14 protein-coding genes and 1 pseudogene are annotated in these 14279 nt (G+C 63.3%); 13 read left to right on the plus strand and 2 right to left on the minus strand.

Features of this window, described 5'->3' with window-relative positions; translation table 11 throughout:
• A pseudogene (locus tag EN749_RS16955) lies at positions 1-864 on the minus strand (amidohydrolase); the annotation flags it as partial.
• Between the two features lie 84 nt (positions 865-948).
• Between EN749_RS16955 and EN749_RS16960 the strand changes: the two are divergent.
• From EN749_RS16960 to EN749_RS16980, 5 genes are all read left to right on the plus strand, one after another.
• Positions 949-1845, plus strand: a complete 897-nt coding sequence (locus EN749_RS16960) for a LysR substrate-binding domain-containing protein (RefSeq protein WP_013532647.1) — start codon at positions 949-951, stop codon at positions 1843-1845.
• A 119-nt stretch (positions 1846-1964) separates the two neighbouring features.
• The gene (locus EN749_RS16965) at positions 1965-3059 is read left to right on the plus strand and encodes an ABC transporter ATP-binding protein (RefSeq protein WP_128363575.1); all 1095 of its coding nucleotides are present in this window, start codon (positions 1965-1967) and stop codon (positions 3057-3059) included.
• Positions 3060-3127: 68 nt separating this feature from the next.
• Complete coding sequence (locus EN749_RS16970; protein ID WP_128363576.1) at positions 3128-4243, plus strand: ABC transporter substrate-binding protein; 1116 nt, start codon at positions 3128-3130, stop codon at positions 4241-4243.
• A gap of 25 nt (positions 4244-4268) precedes the next feature.
• Positions 4269-5102 carry an ABC transporter permease gene (locus tag EN749_RS16975; RefSeq protein WP_128363577.1) on the plus strand — a complete coding sequence of 278 codons (834 nt, stop codon included), beginning with the start codon at positions 4269-4271 and terminating at the stop codon, positions 5100-5102.
• Positions 5102-5905: an ABC transporter permease gene (locus tag EN749_RS16980; RefSeq protein WP_128363578.1), complete on the plus strand. Its 804-nt coding sequence runs from the start codon at positions 5102-5104 to the stop codon at positions 5903-5905. Before EN749_RS16975 ends, EN749_RS16980 begins: the two co-directional genes overlap by 1 nt.
• On the opposite strand, the gene EN749_RS16985 is transcribed toward EN749_RS16980, so the two are convergent.
• A complete protein-coding gene (locus EN749_RS16985; RefSeq protein WP_127396038.1) occupies positions 5902-6690 on the minus strand; it encodes a fumarylacetoacetate hydrolase family protein in 789 nt (262 codons plus the stop codon). The two genes, EN749_RS16980 and EN749_RS16985, sit on opposite strands and share 4 nt — an antisense overlap.
• A gap of 267 nt (positions 6691-6957) precedes the next feature.
• Here EN749_RS16985 and EN749_RS16990 point away from each other — a divergent pair, with 267 nt between their 5' ends.
• The 8 genes from EN749_RS16990 to EN749_RS17025 form a co-directional block, all read left to right on the plus strand.
• Entirely contained in the window at positions 6958-7365 is a 408-nt protein-coding gene (locus tag EN749_RS16990) for a DUF3168 domain-containing protein (protein WP_127396035.1), read from the plus strand.
• 175 nt (positions 7366-7540) lie between these two features.
• Positions 7541-7843, plus strand: coding sequence for a hypothetical protein (locus tag EN749_RS39585; RefSeq protein ID WP_128363580.1), 303 nt, complete (start codon positions 7541-7543; stop codon positions 7841-7843).
• 126 nt (positions 7844-7969) lie between these two features.
• Positions 7970-8635 (plus strand): response regulator transcription factor, encoded by a 666-nt coding sequence (locus EN749_RS17000; protein WP_128363579.1) that lies wholly within the window; start codon positions 7970-7972, stop codon positions 8633-8635.
• Positions 8619-10052, plus strand: coding sequence for an ATP-binding protein (locus tag EN749_RS17005; RefSeq protein WP_127396032.1), 1434 nt, complete (start codon positions 8619-8621; stop codon positions 10050-10052). The genes EN749_RS17000 and EN749_RS17005 overlap by 17 nt, the downstream gene beginning before the upstream one ends.
• Positions 10053-10237: 185 nt before the next feature.
• Complete coding sequence (locus tag EN749_RS17010) at positions 10238-10675, plus strand: hypothetical protein (protein ID WP_127269161.1); 438 nt, start codon at positions 10238-10240, stop codon at positions 10673-10675.
• Positions 10676-10768: 93 nt separating this feature from the next.
• Entirely contained in the window at positions 10769-11905 is a 1137-nt protein-coding gene (gene ccmI, locus EN749_RS17015; RefSeq protein ID WP_127396031.1) for a c-type cytochrome biogenesis protein CcmI, read from the plus strand.
• An 8-nt stretch (positions 11906-11913) separates the two neighbouring features.
• On the plus strand, positions 11914-12357 hold the full coding sequence (gene ccmE, locus EN749_RS17020; protein ID WP_127321624.1) for a cytochrome c maturation protein CcmE: 444 nt from the start codon (positions 11914-11916) through the stop codon (positions 12355-12357).
• Positions 12358-12389: 32 nt separating this feature from the next.
• The coding region (locus tag EN749_RS17025; protein WP_145990931.1) for a heme lyase CcmF/NrfE family subunit at positions 12390-14279 on the plus strand (1890 nt) is incomplete at its 3' end.

The raw sequence follows: 14279 nt of genomic DNA on the forward strand, positions 1-14279 counted from the left end.
GATCATGTACTGGATCTCGGCAAGTCCCGCCGGCAAATTGTCGGCGGTCGCTTGCCCCGCCGTCAGGATCGCCTCGCTGATCGACCAGCCGCCCTGGTGCGGCAGCATGGAATCGCGCAGAGCCTTGGAGGCCATGTACATCATCATCAATGCGTCGTTGGCGCCGGGGGCGCGCGCCGCCGAATGTGCTTGCGGAATGGGTGCAGCACCCGCAGCCAGCGCCCAGCGCTCCGGTTGGTCGCAGATGAAGCGATAGATCATCGCGTAGGCCGCGCCGCAATGTGTGTCCCAGCGCGCCGTGTTGCAGAGCGGCAGCATGTAGAACGGGTGAAAGGAGATCATGCCGGCAAGGCCGTCATAATAGCCCTTGGCGGCATGGATCGGCTTTGACCCGCGCACCTTTTCCGCCGGCTCGCCGGTGAAGCGCAGCGTGCCTGATATGCCATGGCGCTGCATCGCCGCCTTGGTCGCCAGCAGCCCGCCGAGGCTCGAAATCCCGAGGCCGGAATGCGGGTCGGTGTGGCCGCCGGCCTGGTTGCCAAGTCCCCGGCGCGGACGCTCGACCGTAGCGGCATCCTGGCAATTGCCCGGCACCGCGTCGTATTCGGCGTACATGCCGATGGTCGGGCCGGGGCCGTTGGTCCAATGCGCGCAGAAGGCGGTCGGCATGCCGGCGGAGCCTTCTTCGACGGAAAAGCCTTCGAGTTTCAGCCGCTCGACATACCAGGCGGCTGATTGATACTCCCGCCACGCGGTCTCGCCGTAATCGAAGATGGTGCGTGTCCACGCGGACAACAACGGCTGGATGCCGTCGAGACAGGCAAGGGCGGTTGCTTGCGCCGAGGTGGCCACCGGTTTCTCCATGGCATGAGAAGAAAGCAGTGAAGCGGGTCGCTAAAAAGTGATATGTTTTCCCGGTTCGTGCAAATTCGGTTCACCTGAGGTTCCTTGCGTATACCATCGACACAAGCGCTGCGTGCGCTCGACAGCTTCGCCCGGCACGGCAGCGTCTGGCGCGCCGCCGACGAGTTGCACCTGACCCGCAGCGCTGTTAGCCATCAGCTTCGCCTGCTGGAGCGCGACCTCGGCTTCGACCTGCTCGAACGCATCGGCAAGGGCGTGGCGCTGACGCCGCGCGGCCAGCGCTACGCCAGCGATGTGCGCAAGGCGCTCACCGTTCTGGGCGACGCGGTGACGCGCGATGCCGGCACCGGAGTCGGCGGCTCGTTCGCCGTCAGTTGCACGCCCGGCTTCGCCTCGCTGTTCTTGTGCACCCATATCGGCGAGTTCCGGCAGATGTATCCTGACGTGGCGCTGCGCATCCTGACGCCGCGCCGGCTCGACGATGTCAGCAATGCCGATGCCGATGCCTTCATTGCGTTTGGTGTCGGCAATTGGCCGAACCGGGCGGTCGAGCCGCTCTGCGAAATCTCGTTCACGCCGCTCTGCAGCCCGACGCTGCTCAACAAGGTCGGCGGTTTTTCCCGGCCGTCGGACGTGCTGCGCGCCAACCTGCTGCATCTCGATGACACCGAGGATTGGGCACGCTGGCTGGCGCTGTCCAAGGTGGAAAACCCCGACATTGAGGGCGGCATCTTCTTTTCGGACATGAACCTCGTCTTTTCGGCGGCGATTGCCGGCCAGGGCATCGCCATGGGCGACGAACTGACCAGCCGGCGGGCGCTGAGCGAGGGCCGGCTGGTCAGGCCGTTCGACATCGCGATCAAGTCGCCGCGCTCCTATTTCCTGGTCTCCGAACACGCCAAGGCTTCGCATCCGGTTCTGGAAGCGTTCGCAGGATGGCTGCGGTCGAAACTCCAGGAGAACCGCATTCTGCCGTATTGAGGGCAGTTGGCGACATCTCGCCATAGATGAATGAAATTTGCCGATCACGCGAAAACTATTCGGTTGCGGTGAGCCGGCACCCTGCCTACGATTTCGACAAGCGTTAGGGAAAGGGCAGTATGCAGCAACCCGGCCGTGCCGCAGAGATCAAGGCAATCGGGATCGGCAAGAGCTTCGGCTCGTTCCGTGCGCTGGACAATCTGTCGCTCGATATCGGCCGTGGCGAGTTCCTGACCCTGCTCGGGCCGTCCGGTTCGGGCAAGACCACCTTCCTGATGATCCTTGCCGGCTTCGTGCAGCCGACCGAAGGCAAGCTGTTCAGCGACGGCGTCGACATCACCGACCGGCCGGCCGAGCAACGTGCCGCCGGCATGGTGTTCCAGGGCTACGCGCTGTTCCCGCATATGAGCGTCGAAGCCAACATCGCCTTCCCACTCAAGGTGCGCAAGAAATCGGCCGCCGACATCAAGCGCCGTGTCGGCGAGATGATCGAGCGCGTCGGCCTCAAGGGCCACGAGAAAAAACTGCCGGCGCAATTGTCAGGCGGTCAGCAGCAGCGTGTGGCGCTGGCCCGCGCGCTGGTGTTCGAACCGGGCGTGCTGTTGCTCGACGAACCGTTTTCCGCGCTCGACAAGGGCCTGCGCGGACAGATGCAGGCCGAGATGAAGCGGCTGCACCAGGAGACCGGGACCACCTTCGTCTTCGTCACCCACGACCAGAGCGAGGCACTGGCGCTGTCGTCGCGCGTCGCCATCTTCAATCACGGCAAATTGCTGCAGGTTGGACCGCCCGACGAGGTCTACGACCGGCCGGACAACCGCTTCGTCGCCGAGTTCCTCGGAGAGATCAACATGCTGCCGCTAAAGGGGGTCAAGCCCGCCGGCAATGGCTCGACTGGCCTGTGCGAAGACCGCGCGGTCAGCATGGGCTGCAAGGCCGAACTCGTGCGCGGCGATGCCATCCTGGCGATCCGGCCCGAATACATGTCGATATCGAGCGAGGCGGCAGATGGTGAGAATGGGATCGCCGCTACCGCCACCAACTCCACCTATCTGGGTGCTGCAACGCGGCTCGACCTGACGACGCGGCAAGGCGCCAAGGTCACGGTCTCGGTGCCCAACGAGGTGGCTGCCGCGGCGCTGAGCAAGGGCAACTCCGTCTGGCTCACCTGGCCGGCGGAAAAGGGTTTCCTCCTTCCGCATGGAGGACAATGACAAACGGTGGAGCGAAACATCGCAGCACCGCTTTCGGGCACTATCAACAACAAAAAAGGGGAACTGACATGACACATGATACCAAGAAACAAGCCATCGAGAGCCTGTCCGCCAGGGCAGGCCGCGGCGAGATCTCGCGCCGGCAGTTCACGCAGCTGGCGGCACTCGTGCTGGCCGGCACGCCGATGCTGCTGCGCTCGACAGGTGCCTTTGCGCAGGCCAAGGAACTTGTGCTGGTCAACTGGGGTGGCGATGCCATCACCGCCTACGATGCCGCCTATGGCCAGGCCTTCACCAAGGACACCGGCATCACCGTCAAGATGGACGGTTCGGGTCCGACCGAAGGCGCCATCGCCGCGCAGTTCAAGAGCGGCGCGCCGACCTGGGATCTCGTCGACGTAGACCCGTTCTCAGCCATCACGCTCGGCGCCCAAGGGGCTCTCGAGCCGATCGATTACAACATCGTCGACAAGAAGAAGATGCGGCCCGGCTTTGGTTGGGAATACGCCGCCTCGACCTATTTCTTCTCCTATGTCATCGCCTATGATTCCGAGAAGTACGGCAAGGACGCGCCGACCGGCATGGCCGATTTCTTCGATGTGAAGAAATTCCCCGGCAAGCGCTCGCTCTACAAATGGGGCGTATCGAGCTGGGAAGCAGCACTTCTGGCCGACGGCATCGCGCCGGCGTCGCTCTACCCGCTCGACCTCAAGCGCGCCCATGACAAGATCGCCGCCTTCAAGGAAAATGTCGTTGCCTATTGGGGCGGCGGCGCCGAAAGCCAGAGCGTGCTGCTCAATGGCGAGGCCTCGATGGCGATCGTCTGGTCGACCCGTGCTTCACTGATCGAGCAGGATTCCGGCGGCAAGATCAAGTTTATCTGGGACCAGGGCCTGATCTCGCCCGGCGCGCTGGCCGTGCTCAAGAACAATCCCGGCGGCAAGGACGCTGCGATGAAGTTCATCGCCAGTGCCCAGGACCCTGAAAAGCAGCTGGTCATGTTCGACAAGCTCGGCCAAGGTCCTGCAAACCCGGCGGCAGACGCGCTGATCCCTGCCGACAAGAAGCGCATCAACCCGGTCGATCCCGAGAACATGAAGAAGCAGATCGCGCTCGACATGGACTGGTACGCCAAGAACTACGGGCCGGCGCTCGACGAATACACCAAGATCATCTCGGCCTGATCAGGGCAGGGGTAATCGGGTCGAAATGAGATCCTATCTCTCCGACAGGATGGGCGCGGCGCTGTTGATGGCGCCGCTGCTCCTGTTTCTTGTCCTGGCCTATGCCTGGCCATTCCTCGGCGTCGTCAAATGGAGCTTTACACTGCCGACGCCCGGCCTCGGCCAGTATGAGGCGCTGCTCACCGACGATCTCGTGCAGTCGGTGTTCATCCGCACGCTGCGCATCGCGGCGGTCGTCACCGTCGTTTCGGTGGCCGCTGCCTACGCCATCACCGTCGTCTGGGTGCGTGGAACCCCGGCACAGCGCCTGATCGCCGAGTTCTGCATTCTCGTTCCCTTCTGGATTTCCGTGCTGACCCGTGCTTTCGGCTGGGTGGCGCTGCTCTCCAATCGCGGCCTGATCAACAGCTGGCTGCAGGCGATCGGCTTCATTTCCGAACCGCTGGCGCTGGTGCGCAACGAATTCGGCGTCATCGTCGGCATGACGCATTTCCTCATTCCTTTCGCCGTCTTCCCGCTGGCATCGGCCATGCGCAGTCTCGACGACCGCGTGCTCCTGGCCGCGCGCGGGCTCGGCTCCAGCCGCATGCGCACCTTCTGGACGGTGTTCGTGCCGATGACGCGCTCCGGCATCCTCGGCGCGGCGATGATCGTGTTCGTCTTTTCGCTCGGCTTCTTCGTCACGCCGGCGATCCTCGGTGGCGGCCGCAGCGTCATGATCGCCGAGCTGATCTATCTCAGGATCTTCCAGAGCCCGGACTGGGGCCTGGGTGCGGCGATCAGCGTCGTGCTGGTGCTGTTCGTCGGCGCGCTGATGACGCTTTTGTTCCGATATGTCAGACCGAAGCAGTTGATCTGATGCCGACCTACCGCCCCGGTCCCGTTTCGCTGATCATCGCCGCCTTCGTGGCGCTGTTCCTGCTGATGCCGCTGCTCGCGGTCATACCGGTGTCGCTGACGCCGAGCCGCATGCTGGCGATGCCGTCGGGCGAACTGTCGCTGCGCCACTACCGGGCGCTGGTCGAGGACCCGCGCTGGCTCCAATCGATCCTGCTCTCGATCCGCATCGGTGTCGTCAGCAGCGCCTTTTCAACCGTGCTCGCGCTGTGCTTCAGCCTCGGCGTCTGGATGTTCCAGCCCCGCTTCACCGCGGCCCTGGTCGGCTTCGTGCTACTGCCGATGGTGGTGCCGCCGGTGGTCTCGGCGATCACGCTCTACTTCCTGCTGACCTCGATCTCGGGCATCAGCACGTTCTTCGGCTATGACACATGGCTCGGCGTCGCCATGGCGCATTCGGTGATGACGGTGCCCTTCGCCACCGTGCTGATGCTGGTCTCGCTCAGCCAGCTCGACCGGCGCATCGACCTTGCCGCGCGGGGCTTAGGGGCCACTGTGTGGGAGCGCGCCACCCGCATCATCATGCCCAACATCAAGTTCGGCATCATCACAGCGGCACTGCTCTCCTTCGTGCTGTCGTGGGAAGAAATCGGCGTCACCCTGTTCATCACCTCGGTCAACGCCATCACCCTGCCGAGGCTGATGTGGATGGGCCTGCGCGACAACATCGACCCGGCGATCGCCGCGCTCTCGGTGATCCTGATCATCATCACCGTGCTGGTGCTGGCGGTGCGCAGTTTCGTGGCCAGGCAGCGCGGAGCCTAGACAAACCGCACAGAGACGCGGCCAAACCGGCCGAGATCGCCGGTGACTTCGTCGCCTGCCTCGACGCTTATCGGCGTCACGCAGGTGCCTGTAATCACCACCTGTCCCGGTTGGAGCGCTATGCCCAGGCCCGACAGCTCGTTGACGAGCCAGGTGAGCGCGATGCGAGGGTCGCCCAACACGGCCGCTCCCGATCCGCTATGTTGCGACCTTTCGGAAACGGACGCGACCACGGGGTGTTTTGCAAGATCCACGCCGCGCCAGTCGTCTTCCGCCGCCTCGCCGATGACAAACAGATTGGCGCAGGCATTGTCCGCAATGAGCTGCGGCGCCCCGACGGCGCAGAAATCGTCATAGCGTGAGTCCGGAATTTCGATCGCCGGGTGCAAGGTCGCCACGGCTTTCATCACTTCAGCGATTTCATAGGGTGCCGGACGAGGCGGCAGTTCGCGTCCGAATCGGAAAGCGAACTCGATCTCGGCCACGCGCATCTTGCTCGTCGCCAGGGAAACGGTCCCGCCGACCTCCACCGCTTTTTCGGCCAGGAGACGTCCGGCCATCGGGCCGTCGACATTGATGTGCCTTTGTCCGGCCAGACTGGTCGCGGCAATCTTCCAGCCGAAAAGCGAGGCCGCCAAGCGATCCAGGACATGCGACTGGATGGCGTAACCTTCGAGCCGTGTTTGTGGGCGCAACGCCTCAGGTATGGCGCCGAGACGGGTGCCCTGGTCCCAGTGGCCTACCAACAACCGCGAGGCAGCCCTGGTCTTTTCTGCATCGAGCATCATCAGCTTCCGAAATTGCTTCGTGGATCGTCATGCGACCCTGTAGCGAGAATATGTAACCAGGAATCGAGAGTCCATGTTCGCGGCGCGGTGCCCGCGGACGATGGTGTTGGCAAAGTCGCCCTTTCGAGATCATCGGCATCCATCATTCCGATGACGAATCGCCATCGCCTCCGCGCGTCGAATGGCTATATCTGTCAGAACACGCAGAACGCGGACAGCTTCCGAAAAGCAATAATCGGCAGCGCAGGAACTGGAGGAAAGACGATGACCGCGCCAGACGATTTACAGCAGGCACTGTTTCTCAGGCTGAAAAGCGATGCATCGCTGTCGGCCTTGCTGGGCGGCGCCGGACTGCTCGAACGGCCAACCGACAATGCCGCTTTTCCGTACGTGACCTGCGGCCAGACCTCCGCTTTTGACTGGGATACGAGCACCGAGAACACCGACGATCAGTTGATTACGCTGCATGTCTGGTCGAAAGCCCATGGCGACGCCGAAACGCTTGCCATCATGGCCGCCATCCAGGCGCGCCTTGCCGACGCAGCATTGGTGATTGGCCCTCGCGGCCAGACACGACTGTCGCTGGAATTCGCCGAAGCCCGCCCTGACGAGGATCTGCTCGTCCATCACGGGCTGCTGCGTTTTCGCGCGATAACGCAGGAAAATGCCTGATGCGCTTTCAATATGGTCAAAACCGAGTCTAGACTGGACTTTCGCGGGATTTCACCTGTTCGAGGCGGTGAAATTCCAGGTTGATTGTCTCGCGTTGCAGGGGTGTGGCGAGGATGTTTTCAGCGGCGTTCACCGTTCATTTCACGTTCAGCACCGATGCGTTACAACGCCGGTCATGAAAACGCTTCGCTCCCACTTCCGAATTGCGACACTGGCGCTTTGTGCTGCCGGGCTGTTCGCGTCGCGGGCGATGGCGATACCGGTCATCGCGCCGCCCAACCTGGCCAGTCCGATCGTACTGGCGGCGTCCGATTGCTACGCCATCGGCCAGCAGGTGGCCGAGCAGAATGGCGGAACGCTGGCCAAGGCCTCGCAATCGACGCGCGGCGGTCAGCCTGTCTGTGTTATCGTGGTGCTCGTTCCAGGCAAGGACGGACAACGTCCGCGCCGTTCCGAGATCGTCGTTCCGCTGAACTGACCCATTTTTCCAACTTATAGACCTTCAGTTTCCCAGACCGCCGGAATCGGCCTATATCTGCCCCAGTCTTCAATCTGACAAAGCCCTTCAATCTGACAAAGCTCTTCAACAGGTATCGAACTCCGCATGCGCGTACTCGTCGTCGAAGATGACAAGGATCTCAATCGGCAGATATCGGATGCGCTGGTCGATGCCGGCTATGTCGTCGACCGCGCCTTCGACGGCGAGGAAGGGCATTTCCTTGGCGACACGGAGCCCTATGACGCGGTCGTGCTCGATATCGGCCTGCCGCAGATGGACGGCATAAGTGTGGTCGAGCGCTGGCGGCGCGGCGGCCGCAAGATGCCGGTGCTGATCCTGACGGCGCGCGACCGCTGGAGCGACAAGGTCTCCGGCATCGATGCCGGCGCCGATGACTACGTCACCAAGCCGTTCCACATCGAGGAGGTGCTGGCGAGGTTACGAGCCCTGATCCGGCGAGCAGCCGGCCATGCCTCGTCCGAACTGATCTGCGGGCCGCTGCGTCTCGACACCAAGGCCTCCAAGGCCGATGTCGACGGCGTGCCGCTGAAACTGACGTCGCACGAATTCCGCCTGCTCGCCTATCTGATGCACCATATGGGCGAAGTGGTCTCGCGGACCGAACTGGTCGAGCATCTCTACGATCAGGATTTCGACCGCGATTCCAACACCATCGAGGTGTTTGTCGGGCGGCTGCGCAAGAAGATGGGCATCGACATGATCGAAACCGTGCGCGGCATGGGCTACCGCATGCGTGAGCCGGAGGCGTAACTCGGAACCGCTCAAACCAACCGCAAGGACGCCGCTTTCGCTGCGTTCGTGGCCGCGTTCGCTGACGTTCCGCGTTATCGCCTTTTCCACGGTCTGGGCGATCGTGACGCTCGTTGTCATCTTCACCTTGATCACCACCCTATACCGCCAGGCCAGCGAGCGCGGCTTCGACAGCCTGCTTTCGGCGCATCTGTTCAACCTGATCGGTTCGATCGGCATCTCCGACAGCGGGGCGCTGACTGGCGCGCCAGACCTCGGCGACCTTCGGTTCTCGGAGCCGAATTCGGGCTGGTACTGGTCGGTCGAGCCCGCTTCGGAGGGCGTGCATGGCGATCTCCACTCGTCGTCGATGACCACGACGATCCCATCACCGAGCGTTGCCGAGGTGCCGTTCAATGCCAGTTTTCAGCGCAGCTACGCAGCCGAAGGCATCGACGGCGAACAACTCGAAGTTTTCGAGAGCGAATTCGTTCTCGACGCCAAGAACCGGGCCGCGCGTTTCCGCGTCATGGGCAACCAGAGCGAACTTGAACAGGAAATCGCTACCTTCCAGCGCCGCCTGCTGACCTATCTCAGCCTGTTCGGCGTCGGCATGATCGCCATCAACGCGATCGCCATCCTGCTCGGCCTGCAGCCGCTGCGCCGGGTCAGGAACGCGCTCGCCATGGTGCGCGAAGGCACCGCCCAGAGGCTCGACGGCCGCTTCCCGGCCGAGATCGAACCGCTTGCCAATGAAACCAATGCGTTGATCGAAAACAACAGGCGCATCGTCGAGCGGTCGCGAACACAGGTCGGCAATCTCGCCCATTCGCTGAAGACGCCGCTGGCGGTACTGCTCAACGAGGGCCGCGCGCTCGGCGGCGCCAAGGGGCAGCTGATCGCCGAACAGGCCGCTTCCATGCAGAAGCAGGTCGAACACTATCTCCAGCGCGCCCGCGTCGCGGCACAGCGCGACAGCGTCGTCTACCGCACGCCGGTGACGCCGCTGGTGCAGCGCATGGTGCGGGTTCTGCAGAAGCTCAATCCGCAGACAAATCTGTCGCTGTCGCTGCCGGCGGCCGAAATCGTCTTCGCCGGCGAGCGCGAGGATCTTGAGGAATTGCTGGGCAATCTCCTTGAAAACGCGATGAAATGGGCAAAGAGCGCGGTGCAGGTTTCGGTCGTGCCCTTGACCGGCAAGGACGACCCGGCCGGCCTGTTCGAGATCAGCATAGAGGATGACGGTCCGGGCATTCCCGAGGACAAGGCGCGCGAGGCGCTGAAGCGAGGACGGCGTCTGGACGAGACAAAGCCCGGAACAGGTCTGGGGCTGGCCATTGTCGCAGACCTCGTCAACGAGTATGGAGGCGTTCTGGCGCTCGAACGGTCCGGTATGGGCGGATTGAAGGCGGTGGTGCGATTGCGGAGCCTTCAGTGATGTTCACCAGGGCCAATCGACATAGAGGGACGGGAGATGTTATTGGCGGCATGTCGATTGGTCTCGCAGCTGCCAACGGCCAAATTTCCGACAAATATCAATACTATGGCCACGCCAACTTCTCCGATGACGCGGCCCCCGGCGCATCCATGGCAGGCTCCCACTCAAGAAAATCGGTTGTTGGCATGAAGATTCGCGTCGCTCTCGTTTCCGCATTGCTGGCCGTTTCCGGCTGCACCACCTTGAGCGGCAAGGGTCCAGCCATAGCAGTGACACCGGCCTCGACACCTCCTTCAAGCGGCAAGGTGACCACGACGATCATTTCGGCGATGGGCGGCGGCCTCATCAGCGGGACGATCGGCAACGGCCTCAGCGAGACCGAGAAGCGCAGCGCGCTCGAGGCTGAATACAAGGCGCTGGAATATACGACCAGCGGCCAGAAGGTGACGTGGAAAGGCGCTCAGGCTTCGCGCTACGGCGAGGTGGTTCCGGCCCAGCCGTACCGCGTCGGTTCGCAGGACTGCCGCCAGTACACGCAGACGGTGTTTTCCGCCGGCGCCGGGGTCACGGCGCGTGGAACCGCTTGCCGCAACGCCGATGGCAGCTGGACGCCGCTGACCTGACGACCGTCTGCCGACGATTGGCGGCTGGCGTCGTCAAAGCGTCGCAGCATGCATCTGTTGGCACGGCAGAGCTCTGCCGGTATTGGAAGAACCATGCTGTTCTGGGTCATAGCCGCCATTCTCACGCTGGGTGCAAGCCTGGCGGTGCTGCTGCCGCTGGCCGCCAGCGCCAAGGGCGGGTCGTCGAGCGGCGAACATGATCTCGAAGTCTATCGGGACCAATTGTCCGAGCTTGACCGCGACGCCGCGCGTGGCTTGATCCAGCCGGCCGAAGCCGCCGAGGCCCGCGCCGAGATCGCTCGCCGCATCCTTCGCCTTGACAATGCGGGTACCGCCGGCGGCGCAAACCCTGGCCGAGCGTCGATCACGGCAAGGCTGGTGGCAACCGTAGCCGTGCTGGCGGTGCCGCTGGTCAGTTGGGGGCTCTATGTCCAGCTTGGCTCTCCTGACCTGCCGTCGCAACCGCTCAGCGAGCGGTTGGCCAAGAATCCCGCCGACAGTTCGGTCGACGAGCTGGTGGCGCGGGCCGAAGCCCATCTGGCCGCCAATCCCACTGACGGCAGGGGCTGGGACGTGCTGGCACCGGTCTATCTGCGCATGCAGCGCTTTTCCGACGCGGCGGGAGCCTATCGCAACGCCATTCGGCTCGATGGCGACAGCGCCGTTCGCCAGGCCGGTCTCGGCGAGGCGATCGCCAGCGCGGCAGGCGGCATTGTCTCGGCCGATGCCCAGGATGCTTTCGAGGCAGCCCTGAAGCTCGATCCGGCCAACGCGAAGGCGAGTTTCTACCTGGCCATGGCGTTGGCGCAGGAGGGGCGCGCCAAGGAAGCGACCACGGCATGGCAGGCGATGCTGGGCAGATTGCCGCCGGACTCGCCATGGCGCGGTGCCGTCGAGCAGGCGCTCGCCAAATCCGGAGGCTCCGACGTCGCTTCCGGCGCCACCAACGGTCCCGATGCCGGCGATTTCGACGCCGCATCCTCGATGTCGCCGCAGGATCGGGAGACCATGATCAACACGATGGTCGCCGGCCTCGACGACAAACTGCGGCAAAATCCGCGTGATCCGGAAGGATGGATGCGGCTCGTTCGTTCCTATGTCGTGCTCGGCAAAGCCGATCAGGCGCGTGAGGCGCTCGGTCGCGCCATCGCCGTCTTTGGAGCCGACAGTGAGCAGGCGAAGAAATTCACCGCCTTTGCCGCTTCGCTTGGCCTTGCGGCGACGGAGTAGAACAAGACATGACGCGCAAGCAGAAACGATTGTCGGTGATCGCGGGCGGGCTGGTCTTCCTGGGTGCCGCGACCGGGCTGACTTTTTACGCGCTTGGCCAGAAGGCCTCCTTTTTCTACATGCCGGCCGATCTCACCACCGCCAGTGTCCAGCCTGGCCAGCGCATCCGGTTGGGTGGATTGGTCGAAAAAGGCACGATCCAGCGCGGGCAGGGGGCCACGGTCGGCTTTTCGGTGACCGACACGCACAAATCGGTCAAGGTCACCTACACCGGCATCCTGCCCGACCTTTTCCGCGAAGAGCAGGGCGTCATCACCGAGGGTACTTTCGGCCCGGACGGGGTTTTTGTTGCCGATAGCGTGCTGGCCAAGCATGATGAGCGCTACATGCCCAAGGAGGTTGCGGACGGCCTCAAGGCCAAGGGCGTCTGGCAGGAGAACAAGAGTGAATAGCTCCGGCAGGAGAGCGACAATGGATCACGGGCATGGTTGAAACCGGACATTTCGCCCTCGTCCTGGCGTTTGCGCTTTCGCTGGTGCAGACGGTGGTGCCGCTGTTTGGCGCGCGCCTGAACAACCAGCGCCTCATGGCCGTCGGCGGTCCGGTCGCGGTGACCGGCTTTGCCCTGACGGCGCTGTCTTTCGCAGCGTTGGCGAGTGCCTATGCAAGCTCCGATTTCTCGGTGGCAAGCGTGTGGGAAAACTCACATTCCTTGCAGCCGTTGATCTACAAGATCACCGGAACCTGGGGCAATCATGAAGGCTCGATGCTGCTTTGGGTGTTGATCCTGACCTTCTTCGGCGCGCTCGTCGCCGCTTTCGGCTCCAACCTGCCGGCGACGCTGCGCGCCAATGTGCTTGCGGTGCAAGGCGCCATCGGCGCCGCCTTCTTCCTGTTCATCCTGGCGACGTCCAATCCGTTCATCCGGCTCAATCCGGCGCCGATCGAAGGCCGCGATCTCAACCCGATCCTGCAGGATCTCGGCCTCGCCATACACCCGCCGTTCCTCTATCTCGGCTATGTCGGCTTCTCGATCTGTTTTTCCTTCTCGGTCGCCGCTCTCATCGAAGGCCGCATCGACGCGTCCTGGGCGCGCTGGGTGCGGCCGTGGACGCTGGTCGCCTGGATGTTCCTGACCGGCGGCATCGCCATGGGATCGTACTGGGCCTACTATGAACTTGGCTGGGGCGGTTTCTGGTTCTGGGATCCGGTCGAGAACGCCTCCTTCATGCCGTGGCTGGCGGGCACAGCGCTGCTGCATTCGGCCATCGTCATGGAGAAGCGCTCGGCGCTGAAGATCTGGACGCTGCTGCTCGCCATCCTGACCTTTTCGCTGTCGCTGCTCGGCACCTTCCTCGTGCGTTCAGGCGTGCTGACCTCGGTGCACGCCTTTGCCACCGATCCGACGCGCGGCGTGTTTATCCTGTGCATACTGACGCTGTTTATCGGCGGCTCGCTGGCGCTGTTTGCGCTGCGCGCTTCCCGGCTGACGACCGGCGGCCTGTTCCAGCCGATTTCCCGAGAAGGGGCGCTGGTCCTCAACAATCTGTTCCTGACGACGGCGACGGCGACCGTCCTCGTCGGCACACTCTATCCGCTCGCCGTCGAAGCCTTTTCAGCCGACAAGATCTCGGTCGGCGCGCCGTTCTTCAATCTCACCTTCGGACCGCTGATGGTACCGTTGCTGCTCGTGGTTCCGTTCGGGCCGTTGCTGGCTTGGAAGCGCGGCGATGTCTTCGCCGTCGCGCAGCGGCTTATGGTGGCCTTTGCAGCGGCGCTGCTGGCGACGCTGGTCACCGCTTTGTTCATCGACGGCGCCTCGGTGTTCGCAGCCCTGGGCGTTGGCCTTGCCGTCTGGCTGATCCTTGGCGCGCTCACCGATCTCGCCGTCAAATCGGGGGTCGGCAATGTCGCCGCCGGGATCATGGTCAGGCGCTTGCTCGGCCTGCCGCGCTCGGTCTTCGGCACTGCCTTCGCTCACCTTGGCCTCGGCCTGACCACGCTCGGCATCGTCGGCACACTTTGCTTCGGCACCGAGAAGATCCTGTCGATGCATGCCGGTGAGACCGTCGAACTGTCCGGCCATACGCTGCGTTTCGTCGGGCTTTATCCGGCCCAGGGACCGAATTACAGCGAGGATCTCGGCCGCTTCGAACTGATCGGCGTCAGCGGCAGCCCTGTTGGCGAAATCAGCTCCGCCAAACGGTTTTATCCGGTGCGGCAGATGACGACGACGGAATCGGGCATCAGGACGATTGGTTTCTCGCAGCTCTACATCTCGCTCGGCGACGAGGGCAATGACGGTTCCGTCGTCGTGCGTTTGTGGTGGAAGCCGCTGGTGACGTTGATCTGGGGCGGCGGCCTGATGATGATC

This window comes from Mesorhizobium sp. M7A.F.Ca.ET.027.02.1.1 (assembly GCF_004022985.1).
In the GTDB taxonomy this organism is placed as follows: Bacteria; Pseudomonadota; Alphaproteobacteria; order Rhizobiales; family Rhizobiaceae; genus Mesorhizobium.

What these genes read in the sequence shown, in the direction of transcription:
- EN749_RS16980 (WP_128363578.1), top strand. Translation starts at nt 5,102, where the DNA reads ATGCCGACCTACCGCCCCGGTCCCGTTTCGCTGATCATCGCCGCCTTC.
- EN749_RS17010 (WP_127269161.1), top strand. Translation starts at nt 10,238, where the DNA reads ATGAAGATTCGCGTCGCTCTCGTTTCCGCATTGCTGGCCGTTTCCGGC.
- ccmE (WP_127321624.1), top strand. Translation starts at nt 11,914, where the DNA reads ATGACGCGCAAGCAGAAACGATTGTCGGTGATCGCGGGCGGGCTGGTC.
- EN749_RS16965 (WP_128363575.1), top strand. Translation starts at nt 1,965, where the DNA reads ATGCAGCAACCCGGCCGTGCCGCAGAGATCAAGGCAATCGGGATCGGC.
- EN749_RS16985 (WP_127396038.1), bottom strand. Translation starts at nt 6,690, where the DNA reads ATGCTCGATGCAGAAAAGACCAGGGCTGCCTCGCGGTTGTTGGTAGGC.
- EN749_RS16975 (WP_128363577.1), top strand. Translation starts at nt 4,269, where the DNA reads ATGAGATCCTATCTCTCCGACAGGATGGGCGCGGCGCTGTTGATGGCG.
- ccmI (WP_127396031.1), top strand. Translation starts at nt 10,769, where the DNA reads ATGCTGTTCTGGGTCATAGCCGCCATTCTCACGCTGGGTGCAAGCCTG.
- EN749_RS16990 (WP_127396035.1), top strand. Translation starts at nt 6,958, where the DNA reads ATGACCGCGCCAGACGATTTACAGCAGGCACTGTTTCTCAGGCTGAAA.
- EN749_RS17000 (WP_128363579.1), top strand. Translation starts at nt 7,970, where the DNA reads ATGCGCGTACTCGTCGTCGAAGATGACAAGGATCTCAATCGGCAGATA.
- EN749_RS39585 (WP_128363580.1), top strand. Translation starts at nt 7,541, where the DNA reads ATGAAAACGCTTCGCTCCCACTTCCGAATTGCGACACTGGCGCTTTGT.
- EN749_RS16970 (WP_128363576.1), top strand. Translation starts at nt 3,128, where the DNA reads ATGACACATGATACCAAGAAACAAGCCATCGAGAGCCTGTCCGCCAGG.